Raw genomic sequence first — 20,533 nt, 5'->3', positions numbered from 1 at the left:
GGAGTCACCCCACGTCTTTTTCTTAGCTATAGTCTAAGGATTACTTAACCAAGTTTTTCTCTAATAAAACTCTCATTTCTTTAATTGTTTTTTGTAATTGATGAATTTCATCATTTTTTATTTTCACAATTTCTTCAGTTTTTCTTAAATTTTGCAAAGCAAGATTCTCCAATTGCATTCGAAGCCCAATAATAGTTTTTTCTAATTGATTAATAACTTGATGTTGTTTCATGCGTTCGTGTTCAAGTTCTTTTTTTGCTTCCAAATCGATAGCCTCTAATCTCAAACGTAACTCAATAATTGTTTCTTTAAGATTTCTGCATTCACTTTCTAACTTGAGCAAGGACATTGCTGTTCTCCTAGAAGGCATTATATATAAGTCACTAGTTATCAATTTAATTTCATCAGCTTCAATCCAGGTATTAAAGACATTTGTCATTACCATTATGTGCCAAGGTGATTCTCGTAATCTCAATTACAAAGGGATGACCATTTTGTATGGCTACCTTGCTGCTTCAGCCAATATTTTTACATGCGCAATAACCTCACTTAATTTAACGTGAGTTATGGATAAAGATTTTATTAGAACCAGCGTCTACCTGACTCCGATCGGGCTGAGGAGATGCATTAGCATCGTCTCGAAGCCTTGGTATGTTCGTGTTAAGGCTTCGAGACAGCGCTTTGCGCTTCCTCAGCCCGAACGTACTGAGGGGGAATAATCCGCTTTTTTATCCATAACTCATGTTAATTTAATACTCTTAATTTCTTTATCATGGGCTGTAGTTTAAAACAGTGATTTTATATCGCTCATATTTTAAAAGTGTGGTTCATAAGCGTGGCCTCGTCAAACAAAATTGATTAATAAATAATCATCTCATTTTAAACCAAAACGGATGACTACATTTCTTCTATAGAGATATTTCAATCCTACTATTTTTATAGTAGGATCTACTAAAAAAATAGTAGAGTAACTTCATTTCATTTTCTGGAGAAAAAATGTCCCCAAAAAAAGGACCACACACTTTTGCTCATGATCGTCTTCTTACCGAGGTAGAGCTTGAATTAATGAATATTATTTGGAGTCTTAATAAAGTAACGATTAAAGAGGTTGTTTCACATTTATCTAAAGAAAGGCCTTTGGCATATACTACTGTAGCAACAGTAGTAAAAGTACTTGAACAAAAAGGATTTCTGGGGTGTCAAAAAAACTCTTATGCCCATATTTTTGTCCCTATTGTGACAAAGGCTGAGTATGAAAGTAGGTGTATTGAACATATGGTCACTAATGTTTTTGATGGTGAGCCAGTAGCGCTTGTGCAGAGACTCTTGATGGCCAAGAAGTTACAAGATAATGACATTCACGCCATAGAAGAAGCGCTGAAACAATTAATTACTGCCGAAAAACAAACAGAGGAGCAGTAATGTTATTCATAGAAATTTTATTGAGCATCCATTGCTTACTTTGGGTTAGTTCATGGATCATCGGAACTCGTTGGTTAACCAATCAACCCTCCTTTAAACTTAAACTGGCGCGTTTTTTATTAGTTAGTTGTATTGTTTCTCCCTTAATTGTTCAATGTATAAATACTACTCAAAAAATGGAACGATTTAACTATGTATCATTTGATGCGGTGCAAGAATACGCGAAGCAACCTATATTAAAGGCAGAGCCCTTAAGCATTATTCGAGAGTCAGCATCGGTTTTTGCAACGAGCAACATCAATTATCTTCAACTTTTTTTGATAATATTGGGTTTGCTCATTTTGGTTCGTGGTTATCGGCTATGGTTAGGTTTATATCACTTAAGAGTAATGATAGCCGAGGCAATACCTTATCGAACATCTGGTAACCTGGTTATTAAAGTTTCTCACCGCTGTCATATTCCTTTCTCAGTATTTTTATTGAATAAAGCTTATATTGTATTGCCAGTATCTTTATTTTCTTCTTCTAAAAATGTGCAGATTGCAATCGCTCATGAGGGACAACATCATCGTAATGGCGATTGCTTATGGGCCTATTTTATTGAGGTCTTATCTATTATTTTCTTTGCAAATCCAGGCGTTACGCGATGGCGCAGGGTTTTATGCGAATTACAAGAATTTTCATGTGATGAAGTATTGGTTGGCTACCCAAAAATTTCACCATATGACTATGGCCACTGTCTGTTGGAGGTAGTGCAGACAGTATCTCAATGTTCTTTGTCTTCTAACCGAAAAATTGCATGCACGGTGGGTATGGCTATGGACAAAAAAAACGAAGACTGTACTTTTATCATAAGGAGAATTTCAATGTTATCGTCTTATCCACCCCGTGCATCTAGATCTCTATTAGTAGGAATAGCATTTGCAGGGTTTTCCATTTTAGCGCCTATATGTGTCGCTTATTCAGCAGCAGGTTCTTTGACCAGTACCAAGGCAAAGGCAGTGGATACTTCTCATTTAGATCCTAAAATGCAAAAAATTGCAATGAAAGAAATTAACGCGGCCGTCAAACAATATCACGCCAAATCTGGAGTTATTGCCATAGCTGATGCAAAGACGGGCACTATTATTGCATTTGCTGAATCAAGCAATAATAAAGATAAAAGTTGGATGTCTCGTATTTTTTCGCCCGGCTCGACTATAAAACCATTTATTGCAGCCGCAGCCATAGATGCAGGGGTAAGTTCTGAAACAAAGAATTACGATTGTCACTCACCTTATTATATAGAAGGTAAAAAATTTACCAACTATAATCCCAATGTGAATTCTGCCTCGTTGACAGAGGCGATTGAAAAATCGATTAATGTTTGTCTTATCAAAGTTTCTCAGGAAGCTGGAGCACCAGTAATCCGTCAAAAACTCACTGAATTTGGTTTTGATGCAGACAGTTGGTGGCAAGCAAATCAAAGTGATGACTTACAACTAGCTAGGGCGTCACTTGGTGAAAATCTCCCTGTCACTATTGAATCGTTGACAAAATCCTATGCCATTCTTGCTCATAACGGCTATCCATTTAATAAAGCAGATACACCCGTTATTTCAGAGTCGACCACAAAATCAATCAATCATATGCTTGAAAACGCTGTTGCTAATGGTACAGGGAAATTTGCAGTAATTCCTGGTATTGCTGTAGCAGGGAAGACAGGAACAGTGGTTGAAAATAATGAGAAACATCTTGCTTTGTTTGCTGGGTATGTTCCTGCTGATGCTCCACGTTATGCTATGGTAGTTTTGATTGAAGAAGGTCACTTAAATAACAAAGGTAAGCTATTGACTTCCGGTGGCGAATTGGCAGCTCCTGTCTTTCGTAAGGTCGCGATTAACAGCCTGAATAGTATGAATTGATAAGCCATTGATGGGTACGGTATCTTTGCTGTATCCATATCGCCATAAATTGAAATGATGTTGGAGTTGTTATGAAAAAAATAAGTATACTTCTAGGTATGACACTATTATTTTGCACGAGTACTTGGGCTCAAAAAACCTGTTTTTTAGCACGAGAAAATCAGACTGTATTAAAACACGAAGGTAATGATTGCGATCAACGCTATGCACCACAATCAACTTTTAAAATTGTCTTGAGCCTTATGGGTTTTGATGCAGGAATATTAAAAGATGCTTTTCATCCTGAATGGCCCTATAAAAAAGAGTATGAACTTTATCTCAATGTATGGAAATATCCTCAAAATCCGCATACTTGGATGAGAGATTCTTGTGTTTGGTATTCCCAAGTACTTACGCAACAATTAGGCATGAAGCGATTTAAGGAGTATGTTGATGCTTTTCATTACGGTAATGAGGATGTTTCGGGTGACAAAGGTCAAAATAATGGATTAACTCACGCTTGGCTTTCAAGTTCGCTTGCCATCTCACCAACCGAACAAATGCAGTTTCTGCAAAAAATGGTCACTAGAAAATTACCTGTGAGCCAAAGGGCTTTTGACATGACCAAGGACATTATGTACATCCAAGAATTAGCTGGTGGTTGGAAACTGTATGGAAAAACGGGAACTGGAGAACAGTTAACAAAAGACAAAAATCAAAAACTATCTTTACGACAGGGATGGTTTGTGGGCTGGATTGAAAAAGATAATCGCAAAGTTACCTTTGTCAACCATATCACGGACTGTAACGAAAGTTTTGCGGGTTTAAAAGCGCGAAATGAAGCACTGATTCAATTATTTCACCTGATTAATGAATTGGAAAAATAATTAACGAGGATTCGACATAAAAGGCATTTCTATGCTTTTTATGTCCCTAAACCAACGTTATCTCGTAAAATGCGTAGCATTTATATGGAGCCCAGTTCTAAATAAAAAGTGTTAACAATGCTTGACCCTATTGTTGCTATATACCTTAGATTTGTATTTAAGGAGGAAATACGATGACTCAATGGTTCGTAAAAGATTTAAGCAAATTAACGGGTGTTTCAGTGCAGACACTGCATCATTATGATCGTATAGGTCTGCTTAAGCCCTCGTTACGACGCACTAATGGGTATCGTGTTTACTCTGAGAAGGATTTATTGAAATTACAACAGATTATCGCTTTGAAGTTTTTTGGCTTTGAGTTGTCACAAATTAAAACCTTACTTACTGAAGAAAGCAGCGCCCTCAAACATTTTAACAGTCAAGTTCAAGTGCTTGAGCAAAAAGCAGCTGTTTTCCTTGAGGGAGCCAAGACTTTGAGAAGTATTATTGATTCTGTTGATGCCAATCAATCCATTCCATGGGAAACCATTATTCAATTGATAGAGGTGTATAAAATGACAGAGCATCTGGAACATAATTGGGTTAAGGAAATATTTACTCCTGATGAACTAAAGCAGTACATTGAGTTTGAAAAAGAACTAAAAGCGAATACAACGCTTGAGCAAAAAGAAGCGTTTGAAAACAATTGGCAGCAGTTAGTAGAAGCGGTGAAAAATAATCTGAAACAAGACCCTGATTCAGCGTTCGGTATTGATTTAGGGAAGAAGATTATGGATTGGGTTAATGGAGTCTATGGTAAAAAATACGCCCATTTAAGGACCAAGAAATTTGAAAAGGGCTTTGGAGAAGGAAAAGGTCTTGATGAGGTTGGATTGACACCAGAAATTGTATCATGGATGGATAAAGCGATGGATGCTTATTGGAGAGACCGGATTTATGGGATTCTTGAGCAAGTAGGAAAAAAACCTTCTTCAACTGTATTAGCTCTTTGGAATGCAATGCTTGTAGATATGTATGGAGAAGAGAGTTCACGCAAAAATTCTATATACGAAATTGCTTTAAATGATGCTAAGGTGAGTTCCCAGGCAAAAGCTTGGCTTAAAAGTATTTTAGATTCTTAAACTTAACGTGAGCTAGGGATAAAGCTTTGATTCGATCTGAGTCTATCTGACTTCGTTCGGGTTAAGAAGCACTTTCATTGACTTAAGGGTTATGTCATTTTCGCGAAAGCGAAAATCCATTTCTATAGGAGCATTATGCCTCCATCAACGCGGATCCGAGCTTTCGTAAGGGCGACTACAAATTCCTTAAGTCAATGAGGAGGTGCTTAAGCATCAAGTTTTTTAAAAATTCATTGCCTAAAAGTTTTAATTTGCTTGCAATAACGGTTATATCTTCCCTTTTTTCGGTGATTGCGGAGATTAAGCAAAGGATTTTTATGCATGCCTGGTTTGTAAGGTTGGCTTCATGGCAAATTTTTACAGTATTATTTCCATAACCGTTACAGAATGTTCTTTAAATTTATCCATTCCAATTTTACGCCAACCAAGGCGCGTGTAATATTCGGGAATCGTTGGATCAAGAGCAAAAAGATATAGATTTTTAAAACCTAATGTTTGTGCTTTCTCTTTGGTTTTACTAATAAGCTGTGTTGCGATACCTTGTTTTTGGTACGCTTTTGAAACCACTAAAGAACCGAGCCATGGCGTTAATTCAGGGCGAATGCCATCATTGACTCGTAATGAGCACATTCCAACAGGTTTTTGCTCATCAAAAGCAACGAAGGTAAGTGGTAATTGTTTTGTGTTTAAATGGTTGTGTAAATTATCTTCTACGCGCGAAATAGGTACATCAGGAATCCAAATTTGTCCTAGTTCTTCATGCCAAATTTTGGCAAGCTCTGGAATACACTCTGCATGATGTTTGAGGTAAGCTATTGTTCTCATGATAAGACCTGTTTCATAATATTTTCTCATCAAATCAATGTTGAAAGGGGAGTGAGTTTTTCATCCAAAATATTCCAGTAAAAAAGTGAAGAAGATGAAAAAAAGTCCCAGAATTAAATAAAATAAAAATTGATCTTGAATGAGTTTTTGTTCTTTTTCTTTGGGCCGAAGCATATTAAAAGCAATGAAAAGAAAGACAATGCCAGTTACTATGCATATAATTTGTACCAGTAAAAATAGAGATCTCGACATTTAGAATTCTCAATGAGTTCCGAAACTTGCGATTAATTTTTGATAATATATTTTTCTACATCAATTTTATAATATTAGGTTATTTTAATTAATTATTCTATTTTTTTAATTCAATAAAACTCACGCTAATATCCCAAAAAATGTTCCATTTTTTGAAAATAATTTTTAGGAACTTCTCAATATAAAAACTCGTAATATAATTGATGTTTTGTTTGGAAGACTAACCTATGTTAAAGGACTTAAAAGTAATTGATCTAAGTTCGGTTCTTGCGGGGCCCTCTGTAGGTACTTTTTTTGCTGAATTAGGTGCTTCAGTTGTTAAAATCGAACATCCTATTCATAAAGATATTACCAGAACATGGAAACTCCCGGATGAAGACTCCAATTCTGATATTTCAGCCTATTTTGCAAGCGTTAATTTTGGAAAAGAGTATCTGTTTTTAGATCTTACCAAAGAAGAAGACCATCTTTGTTTTCTTAACCTTATTTTAGAAGCTGATATTTTAATCATGAATTTTAAGAAAGGAGATGAAATAAAGCTAAAACTACAAGACGAGCATCTTCTTAATATTAATCCACGTCTAATCATTGGAAAAATAAATGGTTACGGTGAGGAAAGTGATCGGGTAGCCTATGATCTGGTTCTTCAAGGTGAATGTGGTTTTATGTCGATGAACGGGACTTGTGATAGCGGTCCAGTTAAAATGCCGGTCGCTCTAATCGATGTGCTTGCGGCTCATCATCTGAAAGAAGCGATTCTTCTTGCACTTTATGCGCGAGAAAAAAGCGGTAAAGGTAAAGTGGTTACTGTTTCTCTTTATGATGCAGCTGTTAGTAGTCTCGTGAATCAAGCATCCAATTACTTAATGACTGGACAGATACCACAACGTATTGGCTCAATACATCCAAACATCGCTCCATATGGTGAATTGTTTCGTACTGCAGATGGAGCTCATATAATCTTTGCAATAGGTTCTGATCGGCATTTCAAAAAATTATGTACGGTTCTAGGGCTAAAAGATCTTCTGGAAAAAGATGAGTTTAGCAACAATCAAAATAGAGTAAAAAACCGAGAAAGACTTGCTTCACTCATTGTGGCACAAACAGAGAAGTTGCAAAGCGATAAACTTCTCGAAATTCTACATCGCGAACATATTCCCGCTGGAAAAATTATGGATCTCAAAGAGGTTTTTGATAATGAGCGTGCGAAGGCACTCATCCGAGAAGAGTACATTAATAATATTCCTACAGCGCGTGTTGCATCCTTTATTTTTAAATAGAGGTTTATTGAGCTTTGTATGCTTATTTGGAATATAAAATAGAGGGGCTGGATGAGAATAAGTAATTGGCGAAGTAGAATTGTAAACAAAAATATTATTAATTAGATAAAGAGTATATAATCGATTTTCATTATAATTACTTCCAAGCAAAGTGATGATGGTTAAGTTTCATGAATTTCACCAGGCCGAGCATCATTTTTTTTCCTTGATTAGCGATGCTCAAGCTAATTATGGTCAAATGGTTGCGTTCGCTACAAGCGTGCCTACTTCGCATTTGAATCCTGTAATTGTAAAAGAAATAGATGCGCAATTTTTAAATACTTTACTGCAGTGTCATTCTTTTTATACTCTAAAACAATTATCGTGGTCTTTAGTACTTCCAGAATATTCGTATCTGCCTGAACTGGAAAAACATTTGCAATCGCTTAATTTTAAATATACTGAAAAAGGGATTGCTATGGAGGCTTTAATCGACTCGATGGTCTTTCCAAAGTCTGAGTCCTCGTTAGTGATTAAAGAAATGGTTGGTGATTTAAGTGTCTGGAGCCTTCCATTGCTTTATGGTTTTGAATCTACAATGGAGATAACTGATGTTTATAGAAAAAAACATGAGCTTGCTGCTGCATCCAGTGCAAAACTATATCATTTTTCAGGTTTTATAGAAGAGGAGCCTGTGTGCTCTCTTTCTTTATCTCTATGTGGCCATCATGCACGCATTGATGATCTCGCTACAACCCCAGCTTATCAAAAAAAAGGTTATGCAACCCAACTGATTCATGCGGCAATAGATTTTGCTAAAACACTCCAGATAAGCAAATGTTTTTTAGAAGCTTCAGTGACAGGATTAAGTATCTATCAAAAAATTGGATTTAAAGAGTTGTTCATTAATCGTTATTATGAACCGATGCCACTTCAACTTGAAACACCAAGAATGATCTTACGCTTAATGAATGAAACGGATCTCGATCACATTGCTGAGCTTAATAGGGATGCAGAAGTGAGGAAATTTTTCCCTGAAGGCGTACAAACTCGAGAACAAACGCAACAAAGAATCAAGGAGTTTATGGCTTTTTATCGAGAACATGGGCTTCCCTGCTTTGTGATTTGGAATAAATTAACCCAAGAGTTTATGGGAAGATGTGGTTTTGGTCCCCTAGAAACGGGAGAAATAGAAGTAGGTTATTTGCTTGCTCGCAAGTTTTGGGGGAAGGGATATGCTTCTGAAGCATTGAGCGCGTTACTTGATTGGAGCAAGAATCATATTGATGCAGAATATATTATTGCATTTGCACCTTTAGAGCATAAAGCGTCCCAACGAGTCATGGAAAAATGTAATATGACTTATTATAAAGAGGATTTGGGCCATGGAGTTATGTGCAAATTTTATCGCATCAGTAACAAATGACTTTGCAATTAAATTTTTGTTCTGTAACGAGCAAGGCGAGCTAAAAAAACTTGGATTACAACATTGACATTTTTTATTATTTTAATTTAAAATAATAATGGTATTTTTTTACCCATTACAACGGTAGGTTAAGGCGTCATGAAAATTACATCTTAAGTGCGCCCATCTATAGGGCAAAGTGAACTAAGTCATTTTTGACTTTCTGTTTTTTTTATTGTCCTAAAAGACATGCTTAAGAGTAAATCATGCACCATAAACCGATTCAATTTAAAGACATAAGTCTTATCTATCCACACAAAGCTTGTTTTGAAGCCTTTAGTAGCCAAATCCATTTTGGTGATCGCATTACATTGATAGGTCGTAATGGATCTGGGAAATCAACATTATTAAAGATGCTCTGCGGTCTTTGTTTGCCTTCTCAAGGTGACATTAAAGTGCCACCGGATGTTCATTTCGGCTATTTACCTCAAGTGATTGAAGGTTTTCCAACCTTAAGTGGGGGTCAAAAGCTAAACCAGCTATTGACAAAAATTTTATCCGAACATGCTAATGTACTTTTGTTAGACGAACCTACAAATCATCTGGATCACCACAATCGCCGTTCTTTAATACGCATGCTCGAACACTATCCTGGAACACTCATTATCGCTTCTCATGATACGGAGTTAATCAATGCAGTCACAGATACCTTATGGCATATTGATTCAGGGCAAGTCACTGTTTTTAAAGGCGATTATTTAGATTATCAGCGATTGCTTACCGAGCGAAAAACATCCCTCGATCACGAGTTAGCAAAGCTTTCACGACAAAAGAAAGAGGCGCATCTTGCATTAATGAAAGAACAAGAACGTACTAAACGTTCACGTATTCAAGGTGAGAAGAAAATAGCACAACGCAAGTGGCCAACGATTCGTTCTCATACTAAATTGGCTAAGGCTATTACAGCGGGAGATAAAAGGCTAAATCATATTAACTATAAGAAACAACAGTTGCTAGATGAGCTTTCCTCTCTCTATCAACCTGAGGTTATCCAGCACAAATTTAAATTAAACGGTTTGGAGCATCATAAGCCCTTGATAAGAATTCAAGATGCTTCTATTGGTTATGAATATGGAAACTTGATTCTGGATGATATTAATTTTCACCTTGGTGGCGGCGAACGGGTTGCATTGTATGGAGATAATGCATCAGGTAAGTCAACTTTTGTCAAAGCGATATTGGGTATTCCGCAAATTAATAGGACGGGTGAATGGAGGGTGCCTGACTGTACAACTTTAGGATACCTCGATCAGCATTATCAGCATTTAAACTCCGAAGAAACTGTATTTGATTTAATGCGATGCAAAATGCCGCATGCTTCTCATCCTGAAATTCGTGCCCATTTAAATGATTTTTTATTTCGCAAAAATGAAGAAGTAGGAATAAAGGTCACAAATCTTTCGGGAGGTGAAAAAGTAAGACTTTCTCTAGCATTAATTGCTGCAGCTCCTCCTAAATTACTTATTTTAGATGAGATCACTAACAATGTAGATTTAGAAGCACGCACTCATATTATTGAGGTATTACGTGACTTCCCAGGGGCAATGCTCGTCATCTCCCATGATCATGATTTTTTAGAATCCATTCACATTGAAACCAAGTATCAGATTTACCAAGGGAAAATACACCGTTTTAATGAGGTACATAGAGGTAATGAACTATGAACACTAATTGTTTACCGAATCATTTGGGCAGTTTTATTAGGTATTTTTTAAAACCGTATAAAGCTGTAGTTATTTTATTTATTTTGGTTGCTCTAGGCGCTGGATTTTGGGGGCCATTTAATAGTTTATTAATTAAATCGTTCATCAATACTTTAGCAGTAAAAACGAGTCCGGACATGTTCTCTTTATATTGGATAGCTGGATTATTGGTGTTGAACTTTATTATTTTTGACAACGTGACCTGGCGAACGCTTGGTTTTTTGAACTATAAATACGAAGCACGTATTAAAAACCAAATTATTAGCCAAACTTTTGAATATGTGTTAGGAGGAAGTACGCAATTTTTTCAAGATAATTTATCAGGGCGGATCGCTGATCAAATCAAAACACTTGCTGATAATCTTGAGATTATTTTGCATCGAGTGTCTGTGGATTTTCTTAGGGGTGCTTCACTCTTGGTTGTATCATTTATTACCGCTTATTCCGTGAATGCATTGTTCTTTTATATTTTATTATTTTGGTTCCTTGCTTTTGCTTCGTTTAGTATTTGGATGTCGGCACGATTAGTCCAATTGTCTGATGATCATGCAAGTTCGGAATCCCAGCTTTCGGGACAATTGGTCGATAGTTTGGCTAACCAATCGAATGTACGTATTTTTTCACAAAAGAAATATGAAGTAGCACGGATGAATCGTTTTTTTCATTTGGTGCAACAGGCATTTCAAAAAAAAGAGCTCTTTATTGTTTTGTTATGCTGTGCACAAGGTGGAATGATTGCGGTAATGATGGGGTTTGCCTCTTTTGCTTTAATCCACCTGTATGGCAAAGGTCTTGTGAGTATAGGTGATTTTGCTTTGATTCTTGGATTGTCTATGGAGCTAGGCCATATGATGTGGTATACCATGTATCAAGTAGATCAGTTTAACCAAGCATTGGGTAAGGCGAGACAAAGTTTAAAAGCATTAGTGATACCCCATGAGATTAAAGATAAAAATAAAGCTTCTCAGTTAATAGTGACTCAAGGGAAAATTGAGTTTTCTAAAGTTAAATTTCATTACCACGGTGGGTATTCTCTTTTTCAAAATAAGTCAGTGACGATTGCAGCAGGTCAGAAAGTTGGCTTGGTAGGGTATTCAGGAAGTGGCAAATCAACATTTGTGAATTTAATTTTACGGCTTTATGATGTTGTGGATGGTCAAATTCTGATTGATGGTCTGGACATATCTGCGGTGACTCAAGAAAGTCTAAGACGAACCATCGCGATGATTCCACAAGACCCAACGCTTTTTCATCGCAGCTTAATGGATAATCTACGTTATGGACGATTGGAGGCCTCTGATGAAGAAGTGATTATCGCTTCCCAAAAAGCACATGCTCATGAGTTCATAAATCTTTTGCCAGAAGGTTATGATACTTTGGTCGGCGAGCGTGGGATTAAGCTTTCGGGAGGTCAGCGCCAACGCATAGCAATTGCTCGTGCTCTATTAAAAAATGCGCCAATTTTAATATTGGATGAAGCTACCTCACAGTTGGATTCCATCACCGAATCTAACATTCAAGAGAGTCTCTGGGAGTTGATGCAGGGAAAAACAACTTTGGTTATTGCTCATCGTTTATCAACCCTTCTCCATATGGATCGTATTTTAGTATTCGATAAGGGGCATATTGTTGAGGACGGTACACATACTGAACTATTAAAGCTTGGGGGTTTATACAAAACCTTATGGGATGCTCAGGTAGGTGGTTTTTTGCCGGATAAAGAGGACGATGGCGGTAAAGAATCTTTAAGTAAGGGTGTGAGTGAGTACTAATTAAAGCAGGGCTCATAGTTTAGCATATTCAAGAGAGAGTAAACCATGTCAAACAAGCAAGAGCAACGGCTCATCGAAGTGAATCCTTATGATGCCAATTGGCCTATGCAGTTTTTACAGGAAGCAGAGCAGATTAAGAGCGCTTTAGGTGATAATTGTATTGAAATTTATCATATAGGATCAACATCAGTATCTGGTTTAGCTGCAAAACCAGTGATCGACATGATTCCTGTTGTTTTGGATATTAACAAAGTGGATAGCGCCACTGCCGCTATGGAAATGCTTGGCTATGAAGCAAAAGGAGAATACGGTATTCCTTTTCGCCGCTATTTCCAAAAAGGAGGCAATCAAAGAACTCATCACGCACATGTTTTTGAGCTTGGTAATCCTGAAATCGAACGGCATTTAAAATTTAGAGATTGGATGAGAAAACATCCAGAGGATAGAGCCGCCTATGCACGTTTAAAACAAGATTTGGCGCACCAATATCCTAACGACATTACTGCTTATTGTTTAGGTAAAGAGGATTTTATTACCACAATAGATAAAAAAGCAGGTTTTAATGGATTAAGAATGGTTAAGGCGTTAACAATACGTGAATGGAATGCGGCACGCCATTTAAGACAATTTTATTTTTTTGACAAGGCAAGGCTTTCTGATCCTTATACTTGGACTTTTACGCATGATGCCCATGTTCATTTTGTTTTATATCAGGGGGTTGAAATCATAGGTTATGCACATGTGCAATTATGGCCAAAAGAACGAGCTGCTTTGCGCATTATTGTTATTGATGAGGCAAGAAGAAATCATCGCTATGGTAGCCAATTTTTAACTTTATGCGAAAAATGGCTCAAAAATCAGGGGTATCAAAGTTTGCATATAGAGTCCTCGCCTGATGCGCTTAAATTTTATAGAAATAATGGTTATATCGATATGTCATTTAATGATCCCGATGGCTATGAAGGTGATGCTCGAGATACTGCGGTAGGAAAAATACTATGATTCAAATCGAAAAAATAACAGGGGAATTGGCTCAAACCTTGTGTCAGACAATTACAAAGAATTTGCCAGAATACTTTGGTTTGCCTGAAGCTAACGAGCATTATGCAATAGGAGTGGAAACACGGGTTAATTTTGCAGCGAAAAAAAAGGATGATTTTATAGGCCTTATTTCGATTGATTTTCCTTACTCTAATAATGCCAATATTTATTGGATGGCTGTGAGACGAGATTTCCATCGCCAAGGCATAGGAAGGTACTTAATTGATGCAGCCTGTCATTTTGCTAAAATGCAAGGCGCTATGACCATAACGGTGGAAACATTAAGTCCCTCTGAATCAGAAGAAAACTACTTGAAAACTTATCAATTCTACCAATCAGTTGGCTTTAACGCTCTTTTTGATTTAAAACCCAAAGGATATGAGTGGAATATGGTATATATGATAAAAGAGCTGCAACATTTGATAACAAATCAGCACGAAATGGTCATTAAATCATTGGAGTTAATCGATATTCCCATTCTTGTTGATGCGTTTCAGAAAGCAAATTGGCAAAAACCTGCTTCACTGTTTGAAACTTATTATCAAGAACAGCAGCACTCTGAGCGAGTAATATGGTTAGCTTATTTTCAAGATCAGATTGCGGGTTATGTGACTCTAAAATGGATGTCTCACTATGAACCGTTTGCTCATCAAAAAATTCCTGAAATTATGGATTTAAATGTGTTGCCTTCTTTTCGGAAACAAGGGGTAGGTAGCGCTTTACTAAAAGTAGCTGAAGAAAAGGCGGCCCTTTACCATGATGTTGTAGGTCTTGGAGTTGGTTTATATGCTGGTTTTGATGGAGGATACGGGCAGGCACAGCAACTTTATGTGAAACGCGGCTATTATCCTGATGGGTTAGGGGTTACTTATGGTTATAAACAAACTGTGCCAGGAGAAGTTTACCCTTTAGATGATGATCTTATTTTATGGTTTACCAAAAAATTAAAATGAGTTCTTATGTTATACTACTGCCATAATTTAGCAGTAGTATGTAGCACAATAATGTCACGAACGGAACGCCTATTCGATTTAATTCAAATATTACGACGTCATCGACTGTCGGTTAGTGGCAAGAGTCTGGCGGAAGAATTAGGTATTAGCCTGCGTACTCTTTATAGAGATATTGTGACTTTACAATCCCTTGGCGCGCCTATTGCAGGAGAACCTGGTATTGGTTATGTGCTTAAACCAGGATTTATATTGCCTCCCTTGATGTTTTCAGACGATGAGATTGAAGCAATGGTATTAGGAGCACGTTGGGTTGCACAACGAGCTGATACCCAACTTAAATTTGCTGCTCAAAATGTGCTTGCGAAAATTTCAGCCATTCTTCCTAATGAGTTAAAATGCCAACTGGAAACTTCGGGGCTCTTAGTCCCTCCGGGAAAATGTGCTGAAAGTAAGGACATGGATCTTATTCTCATTCGCAAAGCCATTCGGTTAGAACGAAAAGTAGAATTAAACTATCAAGATTTACAAAATAATCATTCGACACGAATACTGTGGCCCATCGCAATAGGCTTTTTTGATGAAGTACGCCTTATGGTTGCTTGGTGTGAGTTAAGACAGGATTTTCGCCATTTCAGAGCAGATAGAATACTTCGATTATCGATTACAGACCAAAAATATCCAGAACGCCGGCAATCCCTTTTAAAGAAATGGCGTACTCTTCATAACATCCCCCAATCCTATTGAATGATGCAGACAAAAACTGACTTTTGGTGATGCTTTTGTAACCTGCGATCTGGATAGTTCTCAAATTCCCTTTTTTTCAAAAAATGACGGTGGATAAAATTGGTTGTCTCTCCTTTAAGGACAATTTTTGCAGTAGAATACTGGTTTTATGTAACAAGGATGAATTCAAGATTGGATAAAATCAATATTACTGAATCTTTAGTGCGGACCTTAATCACACAACAATTTCCCCAGTGGAGCCATTTACCTATATTTGCGGTAAAAAATGGTGGTTGGGATAATAGAACTTTTCATTTAGGTACGGAAATGCTAATTCGCATGCCAAGTAGTGCTGAATATGCTGGGCAAATTGAAAAGGAACAAACTTGGCTGCCAAAACTTGCGCCACAACTTCCTATTCTTATACCGGCTCCCATTGCGATGGGAAAGCCAGATAAAATATATCCTTGGAAATGGTCCATTAATCGTTGGCTTCCAGGAGAAACAGCTCTAAGTACTCCAATTAAAGATTTATGTGAGTTTGCCCAACATTTAGCTGTATTTCTTAAGGCACTTCAAAGAATTGACACCACCGGCGGACCTATTGCAGGTCCCGACAATTTTTATCGTGGCGGTGATTTAGCAATTTATGATGCAGAAACACGAAAGGCTCTTGAAATATTGAAATACAGCATAGACGTTCTTGTTGCTACTGAAGTTTGGGAAAATGCATTAGCTACTTCCTGGCAAAATCCACCCATTTGGGTGCATGGTGATGTGAGTGTCGGCAATTTGTTACTTTCTCAAGGAAGATTGAGTGCCGTTATCGATTTTGGGCAACTTGCAATTGGTGATCCTGCCTGCGATCTCGCTATTGCATGGACATTGTTTGAAGGAAAAAGTAGACGCATTTTTTTAGACACACTAGAGCTTGACTCAAATACTTGGGCACGAGGGCGAGCTTGGGCTTTATGGAAAGCGATGATGTATCTTGTTAACAAACAAACCGATATGAATTTTGAGTCACAAAGAGCATTACGGACTATTAATGAAGTAATTGTGGATCATGTAGGCATTTGACATGAAAAATTCTCATATAGAATGGGCTATCAGTATTTTAAACGATTTAGGATATGCTCATGAACCCATAAAAACTGAAATAATTCTTGATACAGCTTGGTCACAAGTGTGTCGTTTTCAAACGAAGTTTGGGATGGTTTATTTGAAAGAGGTCCCCGTTGCATTGTCATTAGAAGTGAGTGTGATTCAGTTACTCCACGAACAATTTAATGCTCCTGTTCCCCATATCTTGGCTTATAATCAGGAGCTTCACTGTTTTTTAATGCAAGATGCAGGCATTCCTTTGCATGATGTTTTTAAACAAGAGTTTATGCCTAATCTTTTAATTGATGCCATGCACAATTATACACTGCTGCAATTAAACTCAGCGGATAGAATAAAGTTGTTTCTTGACATAGGTGTACCTGATTGGCGCTTGGAGAAATTGCCAAAACTTTATCATCAATTAATGACTGAAGAAGAGTTATTGATTGGAGATGGATTAACCCAACAGGAATTAAAACAATTAAAAAGTTTAGAGGGGCGATTACAATTTCTTTGTGAACAATTAGCCTGCTTCAAAATCTCTGACACGTTTGGCCATGCAGATTTTCATGATAAGAATATCTTAGTTAATCCAAGCACGCATCAAACAACCCTAATTGATTTAGGAGAAGTTGTTATTACTCATCCTTTTTTTTCATTCGTTAACTGCTTACATCGAGCCACAGAACATCTAAAACTTCCAATTGCTCAATACAAACAGTTACAAAAGGCTTGTTTTAAAAATTGGCTTTCCATAGAGTCTTCGTTTCATCTATTTAAGATTATCGCCATTATTAATCGATGTTGGACGATACATGCAGTGCTAGGAGAGTATCGTTTAATTAAAAGTATCGCCGCCACAGCAGCGGAATCTCTTTGTCGTCAAGGCCGATTTAGTTCCAAGTTAAGGATTTGGGTACAACAAGCAGCGACTTTTGGTTGATTGTCCAAGGCGGCTGATGGGCTTTAGGTAATTTTTTGGGTGCATTTAGAATTTGGCATTGAAAACCAATTGTTAACAGGCCCTGGCTTTTCTTATAAATAAAGACTTCACGATAAGTATTAGTGACCATCTATTGGGACAAAGAATTCTTTCTAGTGATTTTACTTCCAAGACCCTAACTTGTTCAATAAATGGGGCTGTTCTATAGTTATACATGAACGCACAAAGGAACGGTATGATTAAATTTTTTCGTAAAAGAAATAAACGCATCCTTTTTAGCCTTCGATTTAGTATTCTGTTTATTTTTGTTATGTTATTTGTCACTACTACTATTGTTATTGCAGTAGTGCGTTCTATTGCATTTTCAGATGAGTTGACTTATACCTCTTTTTCACTGATGCAGAAGATTGCAAACGTTGTTTCGCGTGAAGTAGATGTCGAAGTCAGGCCTGTAGAACATGCAGGATGGTTTTCTGCGAAGCTGCTTGAAGGAGGTGTGTTAAAAGATGGTACAACACAACTTGTTCCTTATATTTATTACATTATTAGCGCAACCAAGTTAGTACCAAGTGCTTATTGGGGAAATGAACAGGGCGATTTTATTTATTCGCAACGACAACCCGATGGAACTATTAGCACTGAAATTGTTCTTCGACATCATAAACCAATGTTACATACGATGATATATCGAGATATACAAGGTCGTATTGTGAAACAAGAGACATTACCTCCCACCTCTTATGATCCGCGTACAAGGCCTTGGTATTTGCAAGCGAAGCAGCAGCGCAAATTGATATGGACAGATATTTATATGTATTATTCTGACAGGAAGTATTATTCTGCTCCTGAGAAGGGCATTTCAGTTGCTACACCCGCCTATAATAAAGATGGAAAATTAATGGGTGTATTTGGTTTGGATATGAGTCTAGAGTATTTAACGCAGTTTATTACCCATCAAAAAGTAAGCAAACATGGTTATGCATTCATCATTACAAAGAAGGGGGATTTTGTCGCTTACCCGTTGCAATCTCTTGTTAAACAGTCTTCATCCAGTTTACAGCCATTAATGAATATACCTGTTATTTCACGGCCGTTAATTGATAAATCCATGAAATTTTACAATAAGACTCACTTGAAACAATTTAGTTTAACCTACAAAGATGATGCTTATCTTATTAATTATCAACCCATTTTTAGATTTGCTGAACAAGGTTGGATCATTGGTATCATTGCACCCAAAAGCGATTTTGTGGGTTTCTTGCAACAAATTAATTTTGTAACTTTATTGATTAGTATCATTGCCTTGCTGTTAAGTATTGTAATTGTGTCGCGTTTAAGCACACGGATTGTTAAGCCAATTGACTATCTTGTGCGTGAAACAGAAAAAATTCGTCAATTCGAACTAGAGTGTTCTATTAACTTACCTTCACGCATGAAAGAAGTGGTTGTTCTGCGTAATGCAATCATTTCAATGAAGCGGGGATTACGACAATTTCAACGCTATGTACCGAAATTATTAGTACGGCAATTAATCGAATCGGGTGAAGATATTCGTATAGGTGGAGTCAGAAAGCAATTAGTCGTATTGTTTTCAGATATAGAGAATTTTACTTCCATTGCGGAAAAAATGGATCCAACTGAATTGATGGAGCAAATATGCGAATATTTTGAAGTATTAACTCAAGTGATTCTTGTGCAAAAAGGTACGATTGATAAATATATTGGTGATTCTATTATGGCATTCTGGGGCGCACCTTTTCCCGAGGAAGCGCCTTGTGAGCATGCAGCTCTAGCAGCGTTACAGTGTCAAGCAAAAATAGCGGAGTTGAATGCTAAATGGGTACAACAAGGTAAGTCTAAATTTGTTACGCGCATTGGTATTCATAAAGGTGAGGCTATTGTAGGAAATTTAGGTTCGTTAGAACGGTTAAACTATACAGCAGTAGGAGATACAATCAACATTAGTAGTCGTCTTGAGAATATCAACAAAGTTTATCAAACCCATATTATGGTGAGTGATGTTGTTTATGAAGAAATTAAAGATAGATTTGTTTTGCGAATGATAGATCGTGTGGTAGTAAAAGGGCGTACTGGTGCTATTTCTATCTATGAGCTATTGGGGGATAATCTTGCTTCTATTCCATTTGATGTAAACGCGTATCAAGCAGAATTTGCTCAAGGATTTACTGCTTATACAAACAATCAATGGCAAGAGGCTATACGACATTTTCAGCGCTGTTTTTCTATTTTTCCCCAAGATACGGTTGCCCCATTATTCATTGAACGCTGCAAAAAAAGATCAAATACTCGATAAAAATAATTTTAAGTACGCCTCCTAATTTTAATTGTGCAGATGATGCATTATAATAATTCATTTTGAAAATAAATTGACGTTATGTTTTCTATCAAAAAGCAATCACAAACCTTATTTGCTAAGCCGCTAACTATTTATCCCTTTCGCCAGTATGATCTATTAGAATTTGCCAAACAACAAGGAAATAAAGGGCTTGATGAAGCGGGTGAATGTCACGCGCTTGTTTTAGCATTTTTAAGAGACGATAATACACGCGCAGCGCTTAAAGAAAATAATTTAAAAGTGATTTTACCGATTGTTCGTCGACTTAGCTTTCAACTCAATGGCGAAGCTTATCGTGAGTATGGATCTGAAAGCCCAGAGTACAATACTTATGAATTACCCGGTATAGAGCCAAGACAATTTTATTGCGCTGTTGATTGGAACAATTTAATTACTTTACTTAAAATGTTAGCGTTTAATCAGGGTGTAGTATTAAAAATAGGGGCTGAAAAGGTTGCGGCTCCCACACTGCAATCACCATATCCTACCCATATGCTGGGAATTAAAAAAACTGGCCAGGACGTATTCGAGTTATTTGATCCGAATAAAGGAGTTTATGAAGGCAGTATAAAAGATGTGACCTTTAAGCTGTTAGACCTTGTGACTCATTATACCGCTAAATCTAAGATAATAGGGTATACTACTACTCCAATAAAATCCCCGTTTATTAACCGTACAGCGATGTTTAACGACGATTATTCTAATTCTAATAAACTCATTTCAAAGTTATAAAATGTGTTTTTCAACTCACCATTAGAGTTTTAATTCAAAGCGTTCTTTCCCTGGAAAAGGAAAGAGCGTGTTGTGTTGTGCAATTCGATATT

At 37.0% G+C, this 20,533-nt stretch carries 17 protein-coding genes and 1 pseudogene; 16 read left to right on the top strand and 2 right to left on the bottom strand.

Annotated elements, in window-relative coordinates:
• Positions 1–40: 40 nt before the first annotated feature.
• The gene (locus DYH34_RS11765) at positions 41–349 is read right to left on the bottom strand and encodes a hypothetical protein (protein ID WP_058465661.1); all 309 of its coding nucleotides are present in this window, start codon (positions 347–349) and stop codon (positions 41–43) included.
• A gap of 647 nt (positions 350–996) precedes the next feature.
• On the opposite strand from DYH34_RS11765, the gene DYH34_RS11760 reads away from it, so the two are divergent.
• From DYH34_RS11760 to DYH34_RS11745, 4 genes are all read left to right on the top strand, one after another.
• A complete protein-coding gene (locus DYH34_RS11760) occupies positions 997–1,422 on the top strand; it encodes a BlaI/MecI/CopY family transcriptional regulator (protein ID WP_058465662.1) in 426 nt (141 codons plus the stop codon).
• Positions 1,422–3,326, top strand: coding sequence for a M56 family metallopeptidase (locus tag DYH34_RS11755; RefSeq protein WP_058465663.1), 1,905 nt, complete (start codon positions 1,422–1,424; stop codon positions 3,324–3,326). Before DYH34_RS11760 ends, DYH34_RS11755 begins: the two co-directional genes overlap by 1 nt.
• A gap of 71 nt (positions 3,327–3,397) precedes the next feature.
• The gene (gene blaOXA, locus DYH34_RS11750; protein WP_058465664.1) at positions 3,398–4,192 is read left to right on the top strand and encodes a class D beta-lactamase; all 795 of its coding nucleotides are present in this window, start codon (positions 3,398–3,400) and stop codon (positions 4,190–4,192) included.
• A gap of 173 nt (positions 4,193–4,365) precedes the next feature.
• A complete protein-coding gene (locus DYH34_RS11745; protein WP_058465665.1) occupies positions 4,366–5,313 on the top strand; it encodes a MerR family transcriptional regulator in 948 nt (315 codons plus the stop codon).
• A 357-nt stretch (positions 5,314–5,670) separates the two neighbouring features.
• On the opposite strand, the gene DYH34_RS11740 is transcribed toward DYH34_RS11745, so the two are convergent.
• Positions 5,671–6,138, bottom strand: a complete 468-nt coding sequence (locus DYH34_RS11740; RefSeq protein WP_058465861.1) for a GNAT family N-acetyltransferase — start codon at positions 6,136–6,138, stop codon at positions 5,671–5,673.
• A 479-nt stretch (positions 6,139–6,617) separates the two neighbouring features.
• Here DYH34_RS11740 and DYH34_RS11730 point away from each other — a divergent pair, with 479 nt between their 5' ends.
• The 12 genes and pseudogenes from DYH34_RS11730 to DYH34_RS11680 all read left to right on the top strand — a co-directional run bounded on the left by DYH34_RS11730 (position 6,618) and on the right by DYH34_RS11680 (position 20,441).
• Entirely contained in the window at positions 6,618–7,670 is a 1,053-nt protein-coding gene (locus tag DYH34_RS11730; protein WP_058465667.1) for a CaiB/BaiF CoA transferase family protein, read from the top strand.
• 154 nt (positions 7,671–7,824) lie between these two features.
• Positions 7,825–9,075, top strand: a complete 1,251-nt coding sequence (locus DYH34_RS11725; protein WP_058465668.1) for a GNAT family N-acetyltransferase — start codon at positions 7,825–7,827, stop codon at positions 9,073–9,075.
• 245 nt (positions 9,076–9,320) lie between these two features.
• The gene (locus DYH34_RS11720) at positions 9,321–10,778 is read left to right on the top strand and encodes an ABC-F family ATP-binding cassette domain-containing protein (RefSeq protein ID WP_058465669.1); all 1,458 of its coding nucleotides are present in this window, start codon (positions 9,321–9,323) and stop codon (positions 10,776–10,778) included.
• Positions 10,775–12,589, top strand: coding sequence for an ABC transporter ATP-binding protein (locus tag DYH34_RS11715; protein ID WP_058465670.1), 1,815 nt, complete (start codon positions 10,775–10,777; stop codon positions 12,587–12,589). Before DYH34_RS11720 ends, DYH34_RS11715 begins: the two co-directional genes overlap by 4 nt.
• Before the next feature lie 45 nt (positions 12,590–12,634).
• On the top strand, positions 12,635–13,591 hold the full coding sequence (locus tag DYH34_RS11710) for a bifunctional GrpB family protein/GNAT family N-acetyltransferase (protein WP_058465671.1): 957 nt from the start codon (positions 12,635–12,637) through the stop codon (positions 13,589–13,591).
• Positions 13,588–13,974, top strand: a pseudogene (locus tag DYH34_RS18610) (GNAT family N-acetyltransferase); the annotation flags it as partial. The gene DYH34_RS11710 and the pseudogene DYH34_RS18610, both read left to right, overlap by 4 nt.
• A 54-nt stretch (positions 13,975–14,028) precedes the next feature.
• Entirely contained in the window at positions 14,029–14,583 is a 555-nt protein-coding gene (locus DYH34_RS18605; RefSeq protein WP_338011276.1) for a GNAT family N-acetyltransferase, read from the top strand.
• Positions 14,584–14,634: 51 nt separating this feature from the next.
• Positions 14,635–15,327, top strand: coding sequence for a helix-turn-helix transcriptional regulator (locus tag DYH34_RS11700; protein ID WP_058465673.1), 693 nt, complete (start codon positions 14,635–14,637; stop codon positions 15,325–15,327).
• A 171-nt stretch (positions 15,328–15,498) separates the two neighbouring features.
• On the top strand, positions 15,499–16,386 hold the full coding sequence (locus tag DYH34_RS11695; RefSeq protein WP_420795582.1) for an aminoglycoside phosphotransferase family protein: 888 nt from the start codon (positions 15,499–15,501) through the stop codon (positions 16,384–16,386).
• A gap of 1 nt (position 16,387) precedes the next feature.
• Positions 16,388–17,353: a phosphotransferase gene (locus DYH34_RS11690; RefSeq protein ID WP_058465675.1), complete on the top strand. Its 966-nt coding sequence runs from the start codon at positions 16,388–16,390 to the stop codon at positions 17,351–17,353.
• 235 nt (positions 17,354–17,588) lie between these two features.
• On the top strand, positions 17,589–19,667 hold the full coding sequence (locus DYH34_RS11685) for an adenylate/guanylate cyclase domain-containing protein (RefSeq protein ID WP_058465676.1): 2,079 nt from the start codon (positions 17,589–17,591) through the stop codon (positions 19,665–19,667).
• Positions 19,668–19,748: 81 nt separating this feature from the next.
• Entirely contained in the window at positions 19,749–20,441 is a 693-nt protein-coding gene (locus DYH34_RS11680; RefSeq protein WP_058465677.1) for a hypothetical protein, read from the top strand.
• Positions 20,442–20,533: the final 92 nt, after the last annotated feature.

This window comes from Legionella cincinnatiensis, assembly GCF_900452415.1.
Lineage (GTDB): Bacteria > Pseudomonadota > Gammaproteobacteria > Legionellales > Legionellaceae > Legionella > Legionella cincinnatiensis.
Note: the sequence above shows the minus strand (reverse complement) of the source record. Positions and strands in the feature narration are given on the sequence as shown.